This is a genomic window from Frateuria sp. Soil773 (genome assembly GCF_001428405.1).
Lineage (GTDB): Bacteria > Pseudomonadota > Gammaproteobacteria > Xanthomonadales > Rhodanobacteraceae > LMSL01.
The window spans coordinates 1-17,005 of record NZ_LMSL01000004.1 but is presented as its reverse complement, the minus strand read 5'-3'; the positions used below and the strand labels follow the sequence as shown (position 1 = coordinate 17,005).

General features: G+C 69.9%; 16 protein-coding genes. 7 read left to right on the top strand and 9 right to left on the bottom strand.

Features of this window, described 5'->3' with window-relative positions:
• Nucleotides 1-235 precede the first annotated feature (235 nt).
• From ASG87_RS02855 to radC, 3 genes are all read right to left on the bottom strand, one after another.
• Nucleotides 236-943, bottom strand: coding sequence for an SPOR domain-containing protein (locus ASG87_RS02855; RefSeq protein WP_056000550.1), 708 nt, complete (start codon nucleotides 941-943; stop codon nucleotides 236-238).
• The gene (gene argS / locus ASG87_RS02850; protein ID WP_056000548.1) at nucleotides 943-2,655 is read right to left on the bottom strand and encodes an arginine--tRNA ligase; all 1,713 of its coding nucleotides are present in this window, start codon (nucleotides 2,653-2,655) and stop codon (nucleotides 943-945) included. The genes ASG87_RS02855 and argS overlap by 1 nt, the downstream gene beginning before the upstream one ends.
• 521 nt (nucleotides 2,656-3,176) lie before the next feature.
• The gene (gene radC, locus ASG87_RS02845; RefSeq protein WP_056000777.1) at nucleotides 3,177-3,848 is read right to left on the bottom strand and encodes a DNA repair protein RadC; all 672 of its coding nucleotides are present in this window, start codon (nucleotides 3,846-3,848) and stop codon (nucleotides 3,177-3,179) included.
• A gap of 97 nt (nucleotides 3,849-3,945) precedes the next feature.
• Between radC and coaBC the strand changes: the two genes are divergently transcribed.
• From coaBC to ASG87_RS02830, 3 genes are all read left to right on the top strand, one after another.
• Nucleotides 3,946-5,151: a bifunctional phosphopantothenoylcysteine decarboxylase/phosphopantothenate--cysteine ligase CoaBC gene (coaBC, locus tag ASG87_RS02840; protein WP_056000545.1), complete on the top strand. Its 1,206-nt coding sequence runs from the start codon at nucleotides 3,946-3,948 to the stop codon at nucleotides 5,149-5,151.
• A complete protein-coding gene (dut, locus tag ASG87_RS02835; RefSeq protein ID WP_056000542.1) occupies nucleotides 5,148-5,615 on the top strand; it encodes a dUTP diphosphatase in 468 nt (155 codons plus the stop codon). The genes coaBC and dut overlap by 4 nt, the downstream gene beginning before the upstream one ends.
• A 62-nt stretch (nucleotides 5,616-5,677) precedes the next feature.
• Nucleotides 5,678-8,002, top strand: a complete 2,325-nt coding sequence (locus ASG87_RS02830; protein WP_056000540.1) for a phosphomannomutase/phosphoglucomutase — start codon at nucleotides 5,678-5,680, stop codon at nucleotides 8,000-8,002.
• 291 nt (nucleotides 8,003-8,293) lie between these two features.
• On the opposite strand, the gene ASG87_RS02825 is transcribed toward ASG87_RS02830, so the two are convergent.
• The 3 genes from ASG87_RS02825 to ASG87_RS02815 all read right to left on the bottom strand — a co-directional run bounded on the left by ASG87_RS02825 (nucleotide 8,294) and on the right by ASG87_RS02815 (nucleotide 10,225).
• The gene (locus ASG87_RS02825; protein WP_056000537.1) at nucleotides 8,294-8,935 is read right to left on the bottom strand and encodes a DUF4124 domain-containing protein; all 642 of its coding nucleotides are present in this window, start codon (nucleotides 8,933-8,935) and stop codon (nucleotides 8,294-8,296) included.
• Between the two features lie 142 nt (nucleotides 8,936-9,077).
• The gene (gene pyrE, locus ASG87_RS02820; RefSeq protein WP_056000534.1) at nucleotides 9,078-9,719 is read right to left on the bottom strand and encodes an orotate phosphoribosyltransferase; all 642 of its coding nucleotides are present in this window, start codon (nucleotides 9,717-9,719) and stop codon (nucleotides 9,078-9,080) included.
• An 11-nt stretch (nucleotides 9,720-9,730) separates the two neighbouring features.
• Entirely contained in the window at nucleotides 9,731-10,225 is a 495-nt protein-coding gene (locus ASG87_RS02815) for a GNAT family N-acetyltransferase (RefSeq protein ID WP_056000531.1), read from the bottom strand.
• A 48-nt stretch (nucleotides 10,226-10,273) separates the two neighbouring features.
• On the opposite strand from ASG87_RS02815, the gene ASG87_RS02810 reads away from it, so the two are divergent.
• The 3 genes from ASG87_RS02810 to ASG87_RS02800 all read left to right on the top strand — a co-directional run bounded on the left by ASG87_RS02810 (nucleotide 10,274) and on the right by ASG87_RS02800 (nucleotide 12,785).
• Nucleotides 10,274-11,044, top strand: a complete 771-nt coding sequence (locus ASG87_RS02810; protein ID WP_056000527.1) for an exodeoxyribonuclease III — start codon at nucleotides 10,274-10,276, stop codon at nucleotides 11,042-11,044.
• A 67-nt stretch (nucleotides 11,045-11,111) separates the two neighbouring features.
• Nucleotides 11,112-12,350, top strand: coding sequence for an MFS transporter (locus ASG87_RS02805; RefSeq protein WP_056000774.1), 1,239 nt, complete (start codon nucleotides 11,112-11,114; stop codon nucleotides 12,348-12,350).
• A 153-nt stretch (nucleotides 12,351-12,503) separates the two neighbouring features.
• The gene (locus ASG87_RS02800) at nucleotides 12,504-12,785 is read left to right on the top strand and encodes a hypothetical protein (RefSeq protein ID WP_056000524.1); all 282 of its coding nucleotides are present in this window, start codon (nucleotides 12,504-12,506) and stop codon (nucleotides 12,783-12,785) included.
• A 3-nt stretch (nucleotides 12,786-12,788) separates the two neighbouring features.
• On the opposite strand, the gene ASG87_RS02795 is transcribed toward ASG87_RS02800, so the two are convergent.
• Complete coding sequence (locus tag ASG87_RS02795; protein ID WP_056000521.1) at nucleotides 12,789-13,919, bottom strand: anhydro-N-acetylmuramic acid kinase; 1,131 nt, start codon at nucleotides 13,917-13,919, stop codon at nucleotides 12,789-12,791.
• A 10-nt stretch (nucleotides 13,920-13,929) separates the two neighbouring features.
• Entirely contained in the window at nucleotides 13,930-15,372 is a 1,443-nt protein-coding gene (locus tag ASG87_RS02790) for a M23 family metallopeptidase (protein ID WP_056000519.1), read from the bottom strand.
• Between the two features lie 185 nt (nucleotides 15,373-15,557).
• Between ASG87_RS02790 and tyrS the strand changes: the two genes are divergently transcribed.
• Entirely contained in the window at nucleotides 15,558-16,769 is a 1,212-nt protein-coding gene (tyrS, locus tag ASG87_RS02785) for a tyrosine--tRNA ligase (protein ID WP_056000516.1), read from the top strand.
• Between the two features lie 40 nt (nucleotides 16,770-16,809).
• Here tyrS and ASG87_RS20765 read toward each other — a convergent pair.
• Nucleotides 16,810-17,005: hypothetical protein (locus ASG87_RS20765; protein WP_235499554.1), on the bottom strand; the 196-nt coding region annotated here is incomplete at its 5' end.

The window sequence follows — 17,005 nt, the reverse complement described above, 5'->3', positions numbered from 1 at the left end:
TGCGTCCGGCGTAAGCGGCTTTCCCTTTGAGCTTGCTCAAAGTCTCCCAGGTATCCCTACGGGGCGTCATCCCAGCAAAAGCTGGGATCCAGTGCCTCTAGGTTTTGGAAAAGAAAGTCACTGGATGACCAGCCCTTCGGCTGTTGAAAAGCGCCTCCTGCTTCCGCAGGAATGACGAGCGGGGAGCATGAGGGGAAGGGGATCCGGTCCGACAGGAAGACTCTAGGACAGGCTCTTAGCGGCCTTCCTTCAACGCGATCGCCTTGATACCGGCCGAGGCGAGGCGCTGCTTGGTCGCCTCCAGTTCGGTGGCGGAGCGGAACGGGCCGAGGCGCACGCGGTTGTAGGCCTGGCCGTTGACGTTGACCGTGGCGACGTTGGCGACGAAGCCCTGCATGGCCAGCTTGGCCTTGAGGGTTTCCGCGTCGGCGGCGCTGGGGAAGGCGCCGACCTGCAGCAGGTAGCCGCTGCCGGCGGCTGCCGGCTGCGCGGCGGCGGCGGGAGCGGCGGTGATGTTCTCGCTGACCGCGGCCGGCGCGTTGGCCGGAGCGCCGGCCGGCGGCTGCGCGGCCTGCTGGGCCGCCGCCTGCGCCTGCTGCGCGGCGAGCTGCTTCTGCTGCTGCTCGGCGCGCGCCTGCGCGCTGATCTGCTCGTCCGGGATGCGCACTTCCTTCTCCGAGAGCACGGAGTAGAAGTCGTACTGCGGCTTCTTCGGCGCGCTCTCGCCGGCCGCCGGCTCCAGCCCCGCGTCGCTGCCGCGCTGGGCGGTGGCCTGCGGGTTGGCCTGCGGCCCGGTGGGTGCCATCGGCAGCAGCGACTTGCGCGTCAGCACCACCATCAGCAACACGCCCACGACGATGCCGACGATCGCCCAGACCCAGCCCGGAATCCCGCCGCTGTTGTTGCGCACGGCCTGCCGGCCCTTGCCCTTGCGTGCTGCCATTACATGCTCTCCGGGGCGCCGAGGCCCAGCAAATTCAGACCATTCTTCAGTACCTGCCGCGTCGCCACCACCAGCGCCAGCCGCGTGTCGCGCAGCGCGGCATCCCCGACCAGGAACTGGTGCGAGTTGTAGTAGGCATGGAACGCATTTGCCAGTTCGCGCAGCCAGTTGGCGATCACGTGCGGTTCGAGGTTCGCCGCGGCGGCCTCGACCTGCTCGGGGTATTTCGACAGCTCGGTCAGCAGGATCCGCTCGTGTTCGTTGTCCAGCCGCGTCAACTGCGCCAAGCCATTGTGCAGGTCGAACGTGAACCCTTTCTCGACGGCCTGGCGCAGCACGCTGCAGACGCGCGCATGGGCGTACTGGATGTAGTAGACCGGGTTGTCGTTCGACTGCGAGCGGGCCAGGTCGATGTCGAACACCAGTTGCGAGTCGGCCTTGCGCGAGATCAGGAAATAGCGCGTGGCGTCCCGGCCAACCTCGTCGATCAGGTCGCGCAGGGTGACGTAGCTGCCGGCGCGCTTGGATATCTTCACCTCCTCGCCGCCGCGCATCACCGTCACCATCTGGTGCAGCACGTATTCGGGCCAGCCTTCGGGGATCCCGGCGTCCAGCGCCTGCAGGCCGGCCCTCACCCGGGCCAGCGAGCCGTGGTGGTCCGAGCCCAGCTCGGTGATCGCGCGCCGGTAGCCGCGCTGCCACTTGCTGAGGTGGTAGGCCACGTCCGGCAGGAAATAGGTGTAGCTGCCGTCGGACTTGCGCATCACGCGGTCCTTGTCGTCGCCGAAGTCGGTGCTGCGCAGCCACAGCGCGCCGCCCTCCTCGTAGGTGTGGCCATGCGCGACCAGCTCGCGCACGGTTTCCTCCACCTTGCCGTCGGCGTACAGCGACGATTCCAGGAAATAGGTGTCGAAGCGGACGCCGAACGCCTGCAAGTCCAGGTCCTGCTCGCGGCGCAGGCTGGCTACGGCGAAGCGGCGGATCGCGTCGAGGTCGTCCACGTCGCCGGTACCGGCGACCGTCTGGCCGTCGGCCGCCACCGATTCGCGGTCGAGGAAGGCCCGCGCCACGTCGGCGATGTAGTCGCCGCGGTAGCCGCTTTCCGGCCAGTGGCTGTCGTCCGGGGTGATCCCGCGCGCGCGCGCCTGCACCGAGACGGCCAGGTTGGCGATCTGCGCGCCGGCGTCGTTGTAGTAGAACTCGCGCTTCACATCCCAGCCGGTGGCCTCGAGCAGGCGGCTCAGGCAGTCGCCGATCGCCGCGGCGCGGCCGTGGCCCACGTGCAGCGGGCCGGTGGGATTGGCCGAGACGAATTCCACGCCCACCGTCCTGCCACCGCCGGCATCGTTGCGGCCGTAGGCGTCGCCCTCGGCCAGTATCCGGCGCAGCTCGGCGTGGTACGCGGCGGGGGCGAGGAAGAAGTTGATGAAGCCGGGGCCGGCGATCTCCACCTTTTCCACCAGCGCGTTCGCCGGCAGCGCGGCGACCAGCTTTTCGGCCAGCTCGCGCGGTCTGGCCCGCGCCTGCCCTTCGGCAGGGCTCGGGACGTGCCGGGCCAGCAGCATCGCCACGTTGCTGGCGAAGTCGCCATGGTCGCGGCTGCGCGCGCGCTCGATCACGAAGTCGGGCACGTCCAGCCCGGCGGGCAGGACGGCATCGGCCTGCAAGGCGCGGATGGCTTCAAGCAGCAGTTCGCGCAGCGGTTGCTTCACGGGAGGGTCGGGACGGCGATGGAACCGATCATTCTAACAGAGCGCCACCGGTCGTCCGGGACGCGGCGAGGGCGGCTTTCCGGACGTTTCCGGGCCGGCCGCGCGAGCCGCGACGGCCGACCGCATGCTGCGCCGCGGTGGGCAAGCTTGTGGATAAGTCTGTGGGGAATGTCGCCGGCCGGCGCGCGGAGGGGATGAGAAATGGTGAAAAGCTTCGGGTAAAGGCAAAATAACAAAGCATTTTCAATAAGTTGTATTTGATGCCTGAGGCGAAGGGACAGCTCCTGGCCGCAAGTGCCGATGGCTCGCGTTTGTGCATAAGTTTCCGCGGTTTGGCGGCCATGGATGAAGCGGCGGTCCGGTCATCCGCCTGTCATGCGGCAGATGCACACTGGCTGGGTATCCCCGGCACCCTCCCCGTCGGCGATACGGTCGGCACACCTCCCCGGTAGCGACCGACGGCGCGGCTTCCCCACCGCGCCGTCACTTTTTTTGTGGACGGCCCAGGGTTTGCGGGCGGCTCAGAGCAGGCCGCGCGCGGCCATCGAGACCGGCTCGTCGTGCCCGATCACCAGGTGGTCGAGTACCCGCACGCCGACCAGTTGCAGCGCGTCGCGCAGTTCGTGGGTGATGGTGCGGTCGGCGCTGCTCGGCTCGGCCACCCCGCTGGGGTGGTTGTGCGCGAAGATCACCGCGCAGGCGTTGTGCCGCAGGCAGGCCCGGACCACCTCGCGTGGATGCACGCTGGCGCCGTCGATGGTGCCGCGGAACAGTTCCTCGAACGCCAGCACCCGGTGGCGGTTGTCCAGGTACAGGCAGGCGAACACTTCATAGGGCAGGTGGCGCAGACGCGCGCGGAGATAGTCGCCGCTGTCGCGCGGATTGCCCAGGCTGGGACGCTCGGCGAGCTGCTCGGCGAGGCTGCGGCGGGCCAGTTCCAGCGCGGCGGCAATCCTTGCGCGCTTGGCCGGGCCCAGCCCGGTCGCGCGGATGTTCCGGTCCGGCTGGCCGAGCAGGGCGGCGAGGCTGCCCGCGCCCTGCAGCAGCTCGCGGCCCAGGGCGATCGCGTCCTTGCCGGGCACGCCGCTGCCGAGCAGGACCGCCAGCAGTTCGGCGTCGGACAGGGTGGCGCTGCCGCGCGCCAGTAGCTTCTCGCGGGGGCGTTCGCCTTCGGGCCAGTGACGGATGCTCATGCCGCCCAGCATGGCCGCCGGCCGGTCCGGCGGGCAGCGGGCGCGGCGCATGAATCCGGTAAGCTAGCCGTCTGCCAGCTCGTCAGGCCTGACTTACATGCAACTAGCCCACCGTCGCATCCTGCTCGGCGTATCGGGCGGCATCGCCGCCTACAAATCGTGCGAACTGGTCCGCCGCCTGCGCGACCTCGGCGCCGAGGTCCGCGTGGTGATGACCGAGAGCGCCACCCATTTCGTCGGCGCCGCCACGTTCCAGGCGCTGTCCGGCCAGCCGGTGCGCATCTCGCTGTGGGACGAAAGCGCCGAGGCGGCGATGGGCCACATCGAGCTGGCGCGCTGGGCGGAGCGGATCCTGATCGCCCCGGCCAGTGCCGACCTGATCGCCCGGCTCGCGCACGGCCAGGCCGGCGACCTGCTGACCACGCTGTGCCTGGCCAGCGCCGCGCCGCTGTACGTCGCGCCGGCGATGAACCAGCAGATGTGGGCGCATCCGGCGGTGCAGGCGAACGTGGACACCCTGCGCAGCCGCGGCGTGCACCTGCTCGGCCCGGCCGCCGGCGAGCAGGCCTGCGGCGACGTCGGCTCGGGGCGGATGCTCGAGCCGCACGAGCTTCGCGACGCGATCGCCGCCTCGTTCGGCCATGGCGAGCTGCAGGGGCTGCAGGTGGTGGTCAGCGCCGGGCCCACCTACGAGGACATCGACCCGGTGCGCTTCATCGGCAACCGCAGTTCCGGGCGGATGGGCTTCGCGATCGCCGCCGCCGCCGCCGAGGCCGGCGCCGCGGTCACCCTGGTCGCCGGGCCGGTGAACCTGGCCACCCCGGCCGGCGTGGCGCAGCGGATCGACGTGCGCAGCGCCGCGCAGATGCAGGCGGCGGTGCAGGCGGCCGCCGCGACGGCGCACATCTACATCGCCGCGGCGGCGGTCGGCGACTACCGACCGGCCCAGGTCGCCGAGCGCAAGCTGAAGAAGCAGGCGGGCACGCCGCTCACCCTGCAACTGACGGAGAACCCGGACATCCTCGCCGGCCTGTCGGCGCAAAGCGTGCGGCCCTTCCTGGTCGGCTTTGCCGCCGAGACGCATGATGTGGCCGACTACGCGCGCGCCAAACTGCAGCGCAAGGGACTGGACATGATTGCCGCCAACCGGGTCGGCGACGGCCTCGGCTTCGAGGCCGCCGACAACGCTCTGAGCCTGTACTGGGCCGACGGCTCGGCGGAGCTGCCGCGCGCGCCGAAGGAGGCGCTGGCGCGCCAACTGGTCGCCACGATCGCCGAACGCTACCGGGCGGCGCGCGCATGACGGCGGCCGCGATCGAGGTGGAGCTGAAGATCCTCGACCCGCGCCTGGGCGACACGATCCCGCTGCCCGAGGCCGCCACCGCCGGCAGCGCCGGCATGGACCTGCGCGCGGCGATCGACGCCCCGCTGACCTTGCAGCCGGGCGAAAGCGCGCTGGTGCCCAGCGGCATCGCGATCCACATCGGCGACCCGGGCTGGTGCGCGCTGGTCGTGCCGCGCTCGGGCCTGGGGCACAAGCACGGCCTGGTGATGGGCAACCTGGTCGGCGTGATCGATGCCGACTACCAGGGGCCGCTGATGATCTCCTGCTGGAACCGCGGCCAGCAGCCGTACACCATCGCAGTGGGCGACCGCATCGCCCAACTGCTGCTGGTGCCGGTGGCGCAGGCCCGGCTGAAGCGGGTGGCGGAGTTCGCGCCGTCGCAGCGGGGCGAGGGCGGGTTCGGCTCCACCGGTATCAACTAGGTGGCCGGATGGCAGGCGCTGCCGCGCCGCCGCCGGCCCGTTTCCATCTGCTGGGGGCAGGCATGCAGACGAAGATGGCTGGAAGGCGCGGTTCGCGCGCACAGGTCGAGTGGCAAAGCCTGCTGCCCCTGGCCGGCGGCACCCTGCTGCTGCTGCTCGGCCTGTTCTGCGTCTGGCAGACCTGGCTGATCGCCGGCGAAGGTCGCGCGGTCGACCGCGTCCACGCGGCGCAGGAGCAGGCCGTGCAGGCACTGGCGGCGGAACTTGCCGTGCAGCGCAAGCCGGTCGAGCAGGCCGTGGCCGCGCTCGATCCGGCCAGCCTGCAGGGCGACCGCGCGGCGCTGCTCGCCACGCTGCGCCAGCGCCTGCCCCAGGCGCTGGCGGTGGAGCTCTACAGCGGCGGCCTGGACGAGGTGCTGCACGTCAACTACCGCGAATTCGGCTACGCCAAGGCGGCCCAGTTGATGGCGGCGCAGATGGCCGACGGCGCGACCCCGATGCAGACCGTCGGCGCCGGCAACGGCGAGCGGCGGCTGAGCCTGGCCCTGCCGCTGGGCCAGGCGGCCAGGCCCGTGGCGTGGCTGTGGGTGGAATTGCCGTTCGGGCCGCTGCAGCGGCGTTTCGAGGCGATTCCGGCGGGCGGTGGCAGACTGGATCTGCGCCAGGGCGACGACCGCAACGAAGTGCGCCTGCTGTCCCACGGCGTGGCATCGGCGGAAGCCGAGCCGGCCGCCAGGCCGGTGCCGGGCAGCACGTTCACCGTGGGCGCCGGCCTGCCGGTTGCCTTCATCGTGCTGCCGCGGGCGTGGCCGCTGGCGGCGCTGCTGTCGCTGCTCGGCCTCGGCGGCGGGCTGTACCTGTTGTGGCTGCGCATGCATCCGCGCGTGCGCGTGGAAGACCTTTCCGAACCCGAGGAAACGAAGTTGTCCGATGTGATCGAAAGCAAGCCCGCCCCCGCGAAGGCGCCCGTGCGCGCCGCGGCGAAGCCGCCGGCTGTCAGCCCGGCCGAGATCGACCCCAGCATCTTCCGCGCCTACGACGTGCGTGGCGTGGTCGGCAAGTCGCTGACCAGCGAAGTGGCGAAGCTGCTGGGCCAGTCGATCGGCACGTTGATGCGAGAGAAGGGCCTGCGCGAGATCGTGGTGGGCCGCGACGGCCGCCTGTCCGGCCCGGAGCTGGCCGGCGCGCTGTCCGAGGGCCTGCGCGCGGCCGGCATCGACGTGATCGACGTCGGCGCCGCCCCGACCCCGGTGATCTACTACGCCGCCTACCGCTTCAACACCGGCAGTTGCGTGGCGGTGACCGGCAGCCACAACCCGCCCGACTACAACGGCTTCAAGATCGTGGTGGGCGGCGAGACGCTGTCCGAGGGAGCGATCAAGGACCTGTACCGGCGCATCGCCGGCGGGACGCTGGAGAGCGGCGGCGAGGGCGGCCTGCGCCAGCTCGATGTGGTGCCGGACTACATCGAGCGGATCGTCTCGGACGTGCAGGCCGAGCGCAGCCTGAAGGTGGTGGTCGACTGCGGCAACGGCATTCCCGGCGCGGTGGCGCCGCAGGTGCTCGAAGGCATCGGCTGCGAGGTGATTCCGCTGTACTGCGAGGTGGACGGCCATTTCCCGAACCACCACCCGGACCCGTCGGACCCGCACAACCTGGAAGACCTGATCCTGGCGGTGAGGCAGACCGGCGCGGATCTTGGCGTGGCGTTCGACGGCGACGGCGACCGCCTGGGCGTGGTGACGCGGGAGGGCGAGATCGTGTTCCCCGACCGCACCCTGATGCTGTTCGCGCGCGACGTGCTGTCGCGCCAGCCCGGCGCCACCGTGATCTACGACGTGAAGTGCACCGGCCACCTGCGGGGGCAGATCCTCGAGGCGGGCGGCAGTCCGCTGATGTGGCGCACCGGCCATTCGCTGATCAAGGCGAAGATGCGCGAGACGCAGGCCGAGCTGGCCGGCGAGATGAGCGGCCATTTCTTCTTCAAGGAACGCTGGTACGGCTTCGACGACGGCATCTACGCCGGCGCGCGCCTGCTGGAGATCCTCGCCGGCGACCCGGAAGGGCGCACGCCGGAGCAGATCTTCGCCACCTGCCCGAAGGGCGTGTCCACGCCGGAGCTGAAGATCGAGCTGGCCGAGGGCGAGCACTACCGCTTCATCGAGCGGTTCAAGGAGCAGGCGCAGTTCGGCGACGCCACCCTGGTGACCATCGACGGCGTGCGCGCCGACTGGCCGGACGGCTGGGGCCTGGTACGCGCCTCCAACACCACGCCGGTGCTGGTGCTGCGCTTCGATGCGGACAACGCAGCGGCGCTCAAGCGGATCCAGCAGGTGTTCCGCGAGCAGTTGTTCGCGGTCGATCCGGCGCTCAAGCTGCCGTTCTGAGGCAGCCGGTTTAAGGAGGCTGGCTGGTTAAACGGGGAGCGAGAGCCGATCCGGCGCCGGCGCGCCCTGGTACCCGTTCACGCTCTGCCCGTCGGTCCAACCGGCCTGNTCATTCCTGCGAGGCGCTTTTCAACAGCCGAAGGGCTGGTCAAGCAGGAATCCAGTGACTTGATGCTCCAAAGCTCCAAAGACACTGGATCCCAGCTTGAACGGCCCTTCGGCCGTTGAGAGCCGCTGGGATGACGCTTCATGCAGGGAACAGGCTCTCAGGATGGCGCCGGCAGCTGAGATTCAAGCGCCGGGCTGCTGCTGCGCGTCGCGCAGCTCGCGGTAGCGTTGCAGCCGCTTCGCCGCCTGCTGCTCGGCGAGGTCGCGCGCCGCCTGCTGGCGTTCCAGCGTGGCGCGCTGGTTGGCGACCACGGCACGCTGCTGCGCGATGCTGTCGGCCAGGTATTTCGGCACCGCCTGCTTGGCGCGCTCGAGGTCGGCGGCGCGCGCGAGCAGGTCGGCCAGCGCCTTTTCCTGGCTGTGCAGGTTGATCCGGGTCGTGCTCATCTGCTGGTCGAGCGTGTCCAGCTCCTGCTTCTGCGCCTGCCTGAACGCCGCCTCGGTGGGGTAGGCGTTGAGCATCTGCACCTCGCTGCGGGCGCGCTCCTGGACGGCGCGCTCCTGCGCCGCCTGCTGGGCCGCCTGCTGCCGGGCCGCCGCGCGCTCCTCCGTGCTGAGCTGGCGCTGCACGTGCTGGATCACCATGCCCTGGTCGTTGACCAGGTCGTAGCCGTATTTCATCGCGTCGCCGGTGAGGCTGTCGCTGTAGTGCGGCAGGCCCTGTGCGTCGCGCCACTTGTAGCGGATGCCGCCGCCGTTCTGGGCATAACCGAGCTGTGCCGCGATCAGCCCGAGCGTCGCGGCGGCAAAACATAACTTGCGCATGGATCCCCCCTTCTGGGCGGCAGTATGCCAGCCCAGAAGGCGCAGGAATGCGCGCGGCGTCGTGCCCCGCGACGCGGTGCCGGCCGCCGCCGGCGAAGGCCGGCGTGCGCGGGTTCCGGGGAGCGGAGGCGCCATGGCCGGCTCAGACGCCGTAGCGTTCGCGGTAGGCCAGCAGCCGTGCGTGCTCGGCGGCCAGTTCCGGGCGCTCGCCGGCGTAGCTCAGCACGTCGTCCAGGGTGGTGATGGCGATCACCGGGATGTCGTAGTCGGCCGCCACTTCCTGCGCGGCGGAGCGTTCGCCCTGGCCGCGCTCCTGGCGGTCCAGCGCGATCAGCACGCCGGCCGGCTCCGCGCCGTGCGCGCGGATCAGCGCCAGCGATTCGCGCACGGCGGTACCGGCGGTCATCACGTCGTCCACGATCAGCACGCGGCCTTCGAGCGGCGCGCCGACCAGCACGCCGCCTTCGCCGTGGTCCTTCGCCTCCTTGCGGTTGTATGCCCAGGGCAGGTCGCGGTCGTGCCGGTCGGCCAGCGCGATGGCGGTGGCCGCGGCCAGCGCGATGCCCTTGTAGGCGGGGCCGAACAGCATGTCGACGGCAAGCCCCGAATTCGCCACGGCAGCCGCGTAGGCGCGGCCGAGCTGGGCCAGCGCGGCGCCGGAGTCGATCCGGCCCATGTTGAAGAAGTACGGGCTCTGCCGCCCGGATTTCAGGGTGAACTCGCCGAAGCGCAGCACTTCGCGCCGCAGGGTGAGTTCGATGAAGTCGCGCTGGTAGTCGTGCATGGAGACTCTCGTCAGGGCAGGGGGCGCCACAGCACGTGCTGCGGCCCGGAACGGCCGCCATGGTACAGCCCGCCGTCGTCGACGAAGCCGTGCCGCAGGTACAGCGCCAGCGCTGCGGCGTTGTCGCAGTTCACCGTGAGCAGCAGCCGGCGCGCGCCGGCGTGGCGCAGCGCGAGATCGTCGAGTACGGCGGCCATGGCCCGGTCGCCGAGGCCGCGACCCTGCCAGGCGGCGTCGAGCTGGAACGAGCGCAGGCCCAATGCGTCGGCGTCGCCGTCGCGGCCGGTGAGCGTGCGTGCGCTGCGTTCGATGCGGTAATACCCCACCACTGCATCGTCCAGCAGGATCGCCATCGGCTCGCTGCCGGGGCATTGCTCGGCGTCCGCCAGGGTGGCGGACGGCGGGCTGACGAAGGCGTCCTGCTCCGGCCGCACGCGCAGCCGCAGCACGGCCTCGCGCAGCGCGGGAGTGACGGGGCCGACGCGGAGGATGGGCGGCGTGGACATGGTTGTTATGATGCCCCATCACGTCACCCGTCCATCGCCGGAGCCCGCATGCGCATCATCAGCCTCAACGCCAACGGCATCCGCTCGGCCGCGACCAAGGGCGTGTTCGAATGGCTGCGCGGGCAGGACGCCGACGTGGTCTGCCTGCAGGAGACCAAGGCGCAGGAAGGCCAGTTGACCGATGCGATGTTCCGCCCCGACGGCCACCACTGTTTCTACCGCGACGCCAGCAGCAAGAAGGGCTACAGCGGCGTGGCGATCTACGCCAGGCGCGAGCCCGACCAGGTGCTGACCGAGCTGGGCTGGGACGCGTTCGACAACGAGGGGCGCTACATCGAGGCGCGCTTCGGCAACCTCTCGGTGGTGTCGCTGTACTTCCCGTCCGGCTCCTCCGGCGACGAGCGCCAGCAGTTCAAGTTCAAGGCGATGGAGTGGATCACCCCGATCTTCGACGCCTGGCTGAAGAGCGGCCGCGACTACGTGATCTGCGGCGACTGGAACATCGTCCACACCAAGAACGACATCAAGAACTGGTCGTCCAACCAGAAGAACTCCGGCTGCCTGCCGGAGGAGCGCGCCTGGCTCGACCTGCTGTTCCACCAGCGCGGCTGGGTCGACAGCTTCCGCGCGATCAAGCCCGACGCGGTGGAATACACCTGGTGGTCGAACCGCGGCCAGGCGCGCGCCAACAACGTGGGGTGGCGCATCGACTACCAGGTGGTGTCGCCCTCGCTGCGCGAGCGCCTGAAGGGCTGTTCGATCTATCGCGACGAACGCTTCTCCGACCACGCGCCCTACACGGTCGACTATGCCGACTGAGCCGGTGGCGCCCCGCCCGGCGAAGCCTTCGGTGTGGCGGGCGTTCGCGCAGCCGGCGGCGTGGACGATGTTCCTGTTCGGCTTCTCCTCCGGCCTGCCGTTCCTGCTGGTGGCCGGCACCCTGGCGTACTGGCTGAAGGAAAACGGCATCAAGCTGGCGGAGATCACCATGATCGCCAGCGCCGGCATGACCTACGCGTTCAAGTTCCTGTGGGCGCCGCTGCTCGACCACTGGCGGATTCCCGGCTTCGCGCGGCTGGGCCAGCGCCGCGGCTGGCTGCTGTTCGCGCAGTTGAGCGTGCTCGCCGGCCTGCTGGCGATGGCGCTGCTGACGCCGGCGCAACTGGCGCCGTTCGTCGCGGCGACCCTGGTGGTGGCCTTCTTCGGCGCCACCCAGGACATCGCGGTGGACGCCTACCGCATCGAGATCGCGCCGATCGAGGCGCAGGGCGCGCTGGTCGCCACCTATGCGCTGGGCTACCGCATCGGCCTGCTGCTGGCCGGCGCGGTGGCGCTGATCCTCGCCGATCACCTGCCGTGGCGGATGGTCTACGTGGTGATGGCGCTGGCGATGGCCGTGCCGGTTGCCACCACGCTGATGGCACGCGAACCCGACGTGCTGCGGCACCGGCCGGCGCGCTGGCGCGATGCGATGCGCGAAGGCGTGATCGACCCGTTCGCGGATTTCTTCCGCCGCTACGGCTGGTGGCTGGCCGGGGTGATCCTGCTGTTCCTGCTGCTGTTCAAGATGCCCGAGCAGGCCACCATTGGCGGCATCATGAGCCCGTTCTACCGCGACATGGGCTTCTCCAAGACCGAGATCGGCGCGATCACCAAGATCTACGGCGTCTGGATCGGCATCGTCGGCGTGTTCCTCGGCGGCGCTGCGGTGGCGCGCTGGGGCGCGTGGCGACCGCTCGGCGTCACCATCGTGCTGTGCGGCTGCAGCAACCTGCTGTACCTGTTGCTGATCGCATGGCCGGGCAACCTGGCCGTGCTGACCCTGGTGATCTCCGGCGAGAACCTAACCCTGGGCATGCTGGGGCCGCCAACGGTGGCGTTCCTGTCGTCGCTGGTCAACCGCCAGCACACCGCGACGCAGTACGCCCTGCTCAGCTCGCTGGTCAACCTGCCGGGCAAGCTGCTGGGCTTCTTCGCCGGCGGCATCGCCACGGCCACCGGCTACGGCGGCTACTTCGTCATCACCGTGCTGGCGGTCCTGCCGGCGATGGCGCTGTTCGCCTACCTGTCGCCGCGTTTCCGTGCCGCCGAGCGCTTGTCGGCCGCTACCGCTCCCGCGGAATAGGCGCTGGGCCGATCCGTTCCGTCGCCTTGCGCCAAGCCGGTCACAGCCGACCTGCCAAGTTCTCCGCAGGAATGGCGGCGGCGGTCGCGCGCCGCCGCGCGGTTGTGCAACCATCCGGCCACACGGGGGCCTGCGTTATACGGAGCGACGCACGTGCCGGATATCGTCATACGCCATATCGACAGCCTCATGGCCGAGCGGATCAAATCGCTGGCCAAGGAGCGGCAGTGGTCGATCAATGATGTCGTGCTCAACGCCTTGCGCAACGGCCTGGGCATGAGCGCGGCCGGGCAGATCTTCACCGAGACCATGCTCGATCCCGGCAACCTCGTGTTGGCGGGGCAATGGGACGCCAGGGAGAAGGCGGTCTTCCAGGAGGCCGTGCAGGCGCTGTCGGTGACCCAGCCGACCCAGTTGGCGCCCGCGCGGGAGTAACCCTCAGCCTGTCGCGGCAGCCGGCGCCAGGTGCAGCGCGCCGAGCACGCGCGGGCCGCGCGCACCGGTCACCGCCGGCAGGTTGCCGGGCAGGCCCAGGATGCGCTGGCGCGCGAGCCAGGCGAACGCGATGGCTTCGAGATAGTCCGGGTCGATGCCGAACCGGGCGGTGCTGTCCAGTGCGCGCGGCTGCAGCAGCTCGCCCAGCCGCCGCATCAGCACCGGGTTGTGCACGCCGCCGCCGCAGGCCAGTACGTCGGCGGCGCCGGCCGCATGGCGCGCGGTCGCCTCGGCGATGCTGCGCGCGGACAGTTCCAGCAGGGTGGCCTGCACGTCGGCGGGAGCGAGCGCGGCCAGCCGCGGCTGCCGCTCCAGCCAGGCGAGGTGGAAGTGTTCGCGCCCGGTGCTTTTCGGCGGCGGCAGGGCGAAATAGCCGTCCGCCAGCAGGGATTCGAGCAGGGCCGGGTCGCAGCGGCCGCTCGCGGCGAAGGCGCCGTCGCGGTCGTACGGCTCGCCGCGATGGCGCTGGCACCACGCATCGAGCAATCCGTTCGCGGGGCCGGTGTCGAAGCCGAATACGCTGCCGCCGGCACCCAGCACCGTGATGTTAGCGATGCCGCCGAGATTGAGCACCACCCGGTCGCGCGGCTGGCCGCCGAGCAGCATGGCGTGTACGGCAGGCAGCAGGGGCGCGCCCTGGCCGCCGGCGGCGACGTCGGCACGGCGGAAGTCGGCCGCCACGTCGATGCCGCAGCGTTCGGCGATCACCGTGGGATCGCCCAGTTGCAGCGTGAAGGGGTATTCGCCGGCAGGGCGGTGGCGCAGCGTCTGGCCGTGCGAGCCGATCGCACGCACCGCCGCCGCGGGCGTGCCGTTGCGCGCGAGCAGGGCCTGCGCGGCGTCGGCGAAGCAGCGGCCGATCGCCACGTCCAGTCGGCCGAAGGCGTCCAGGTCCAGCATTTCCTCGCCCTGGGCGATCGCAAGCATGCGGGTGCGCAGGGCGTCGGGCCACGGATGGGTGAGTGCCGCATGCAGGTGCGGCAGGCCATGCTCGAACGACACCAGCGCGGCGTCGATGCCGTCGGCGCTGGTGCCGGAAATCAGGCCGAGATACAGCGCCGCGGCGTCCTCCACGCGGCGTGGCTCAATCGTCGTTGCGCGTGCTGGAGCCGGCACGGGCCAGCTTGATGTTCGCGTCCAGCGCCTTCAGGCGCGCCAGCTGCGGCTGCACCACCTGGCTCTTGAAGCGCGCCAGTTGTGCGCCGGGCAGCGGCTCGGGCTTGGGCAGGGTGACCGACTGCGGGTCGCGCTGCACGTTGTTGACGCGGAATTCGTAGTGCAGGTGCGGGCCGGTGGCCAGGCCGGTCATGCCGACGTAGCCGATCACTTGGCCCTGGCTCACGCGCTGGCCGACGCGCTCGTTGGCGAAGCGCGACATGTGGCCGTACGCGGTGCTGATGCTGCCGTTGTGCTGGATCACCACGAAGTTGCCGTAGCCGCGCATCCAGCCGCGGTATTTCACCACGCCGTCGCCGGCGGCGTGGATCGGCGTGCCGGAGGGAGCGGCGTAGTCGACGCCCTTGTGCGCGCGCATCTTGCCGAGGATGGGATGCATGCGGCCGGCGCTGAACTGCGAGGAGATGCGGGTGAAGTCGACCGGGATGCGCAGGAAGGATTTCTGGATCGGGCGGCCGTCCTCGCTGAACCAGCCGTAGTTGCCGTCGGCCTTCTTGAAGCGGTAGGCGGTGTAGCGCGTGCCCTGGTTGACGAATTCGGCGGCGACGATGTCGCCTTCGGCGAAGTAGCTGCCGTCGCGGTAGATGTCGTCGTAGACCACGGTGAAGCTGTCGCCGACGCGCAGGTCCTGCACGAAATCGATGTCGTACTTGAACAGGTCGGCCAGCTTGCCGACCATCGCCGGGCTCATGCCCGCCTTGGCGCCGGCGGCGAACAGCGAGCTGCTGATGCTGCCGTGGGCGACGTGCTCACGCTGCTCCATCTCGCGCGGCTGCAGGGCCAGCGTCGGCTGGGCGCCGTCGAAGCGCAGGATCGCGCGGCTGGACTGGTCCTTGTCGAAGCGCAGGCCTTTCAGGCTGCCGTCGCTGCCGAGCAGGAAGTCGAATTCCTGGTGCGGCCGGATGTTGTGGAACGCGCTCTTCGCGCTGCCGGCCGCGTCGATCACCCGCTGCAAGTCGGTCAGGCTCAGGCCCTGGCTCTGGAAGATGTCCGACAGTGTCTGGCCCGGCTGCACCTGCACGATGCGCCAGTCTTCCACCGTCGGCGCCTGCATCGCCGACGCCGGCGCCTTGGGCAGCGCAAGCGGCAACAGGGCGTGCGCGGCGGGAACCGGCGCCGGCCGCATGGCGCTGGCCCAGGCCGGGATGATGAAGCCGGAAAGCACGGTGATCAGCAGCGCGGTGCCGGCGAGCACCCAGCGTTCGCGGTGCCAGTGGATCGGTTCGGCGCTGTCGCCGCGGCTGAAGGACCAGTGGGAGCAACGTTCGTAGAAGTGGGAGTGGCGACGCTGCGCCTTGCGGCGGATGGCCTGCTTGCGCGCCGCACGCGCTGTCTGCGTCCCCTCACTCATTGCCCTGTGTCCTCGCGCTTGCCCGGTACGACCGTCGCGTACCATAACGGCCCTGTGTAAATGGCGTCAACGCCTTTTCCATCAATGGTTTGCGCATGGTTTCTGATTAACGCACAATTAACGCCGAGCACGTATGGCCGCGACCGCGTTGGCTGTCGAGACAACTATTACCAATCGAGGAATGCATGAACGAGCTTGAGCAGGCGCTGGCCACCATCGCGCGCGGCGCCGACGAGATCATCAAGCAGGAGGAACTGGCCGAGCGCCTGAAGAGCGGGCGCCCGCTGCGCATCAAGGCCGGCTTCGACCCGACCGCGCCGGACCTGCACCTGGGCCACACGGTGCTGCTGAACAAGATGCGCCAGTTCCAGGACCTGGGTCACCAGGTGATCTTCCTGATCGGCGACTTCACTGGGATGATCGGCGACCCCACCGGCAAGAACGTCACGCGCAAGCCGCTCACCCGCGAGGACGTGCTCGCCAACGCCGAGACCTATGCCGAGCAGGTCTACAAGGTGCTCGACCGCGAGAAGACCGAACTGCGCTTCAACTCCGAGTGGTTCGGCAAGATGGGCGCCGCCGACATGATCCGCCTCGCCGCGCAGCACACCGTGGCGCGCATGCTCGAGCGCGACGACTTCGCCAAGCGCTACGCCGCGCAGCAGCCGATCGCGATCCACGAATTCCTCTATCCGCTGGTGCAGGGCTACGACTCGGTGGCGTTGAAGTGCGACGTCGAGCTCGGCGGCACCGACCAGAAGTTCAACCTGCTGATGGGGCGCGCGCTGCAGGAGCATCACGGCCAGCCGCCGCAGATCGTGCTCACCATGCCGCTGCTCGAGGGCCTGGACGGCGTCAACAAGATGTCCAAGTCGCTGGGCAACTACATCGGCATCAACGAGCCGGCGATCGACATCGTCACCAAGACGATGAAGATCGGCGACGAGCTGATGTGGCGCTGGTTCGAGCTGCTCAGCTTCGAGGTGTCGCTGGATGAGCTGGCCGCGATGAAGCGCGAGGTCGCCGGCGGCGCGCTCAATCCGCGCGACGCCAAGCTGCGCCTCGCGCGCGAACTCGCCACGCGCTTCCACGATGCGGCCGCCGCCGAGCAGGCGATCGCGGGCTGGCATGCGGTGGTGCGCGGCGAAGGCGATACCTCGCTGCTGCCGCTGGAAGACATCCCGGTGCCGGCCGATGGCCTGCGGCTGGCCGCGCTGCTCACCGCGGCCGGGCTCACCGCCAGCAACTCGGAGGCGAACCGCAAGCTGAAAGAGCGCGCGGTGAAACTCGACGCGCAGGTGATCGAGGACGCGCAGCGCGTGTTCCACGCCGGCTTCGAAGGCGTGCTGCAGGTGGGCAAGCGCAACTTCGCACGCGTGCGCCTGACGGCGGCCTGAGTCGTTGCGCTCAGGCTCGGCGAAGGCGATGCCTGTGCGGTCAATGGCTTGCGCGAAACAGCGAAAAATTTTCGCGAAAACGCTTGCCAAAGTACGGGTCCCTACCTAGTATTCGCCGCCCCGCCGCTGCAGCTTCTTCGCACGGCAACATCGGCAGCAAAAAAAGATTGCTTGCAGGTGTTGACGGACCGAAAGATGGATGTAGAATGGGCGGCTCACCCGGGACGAAAGGTCTT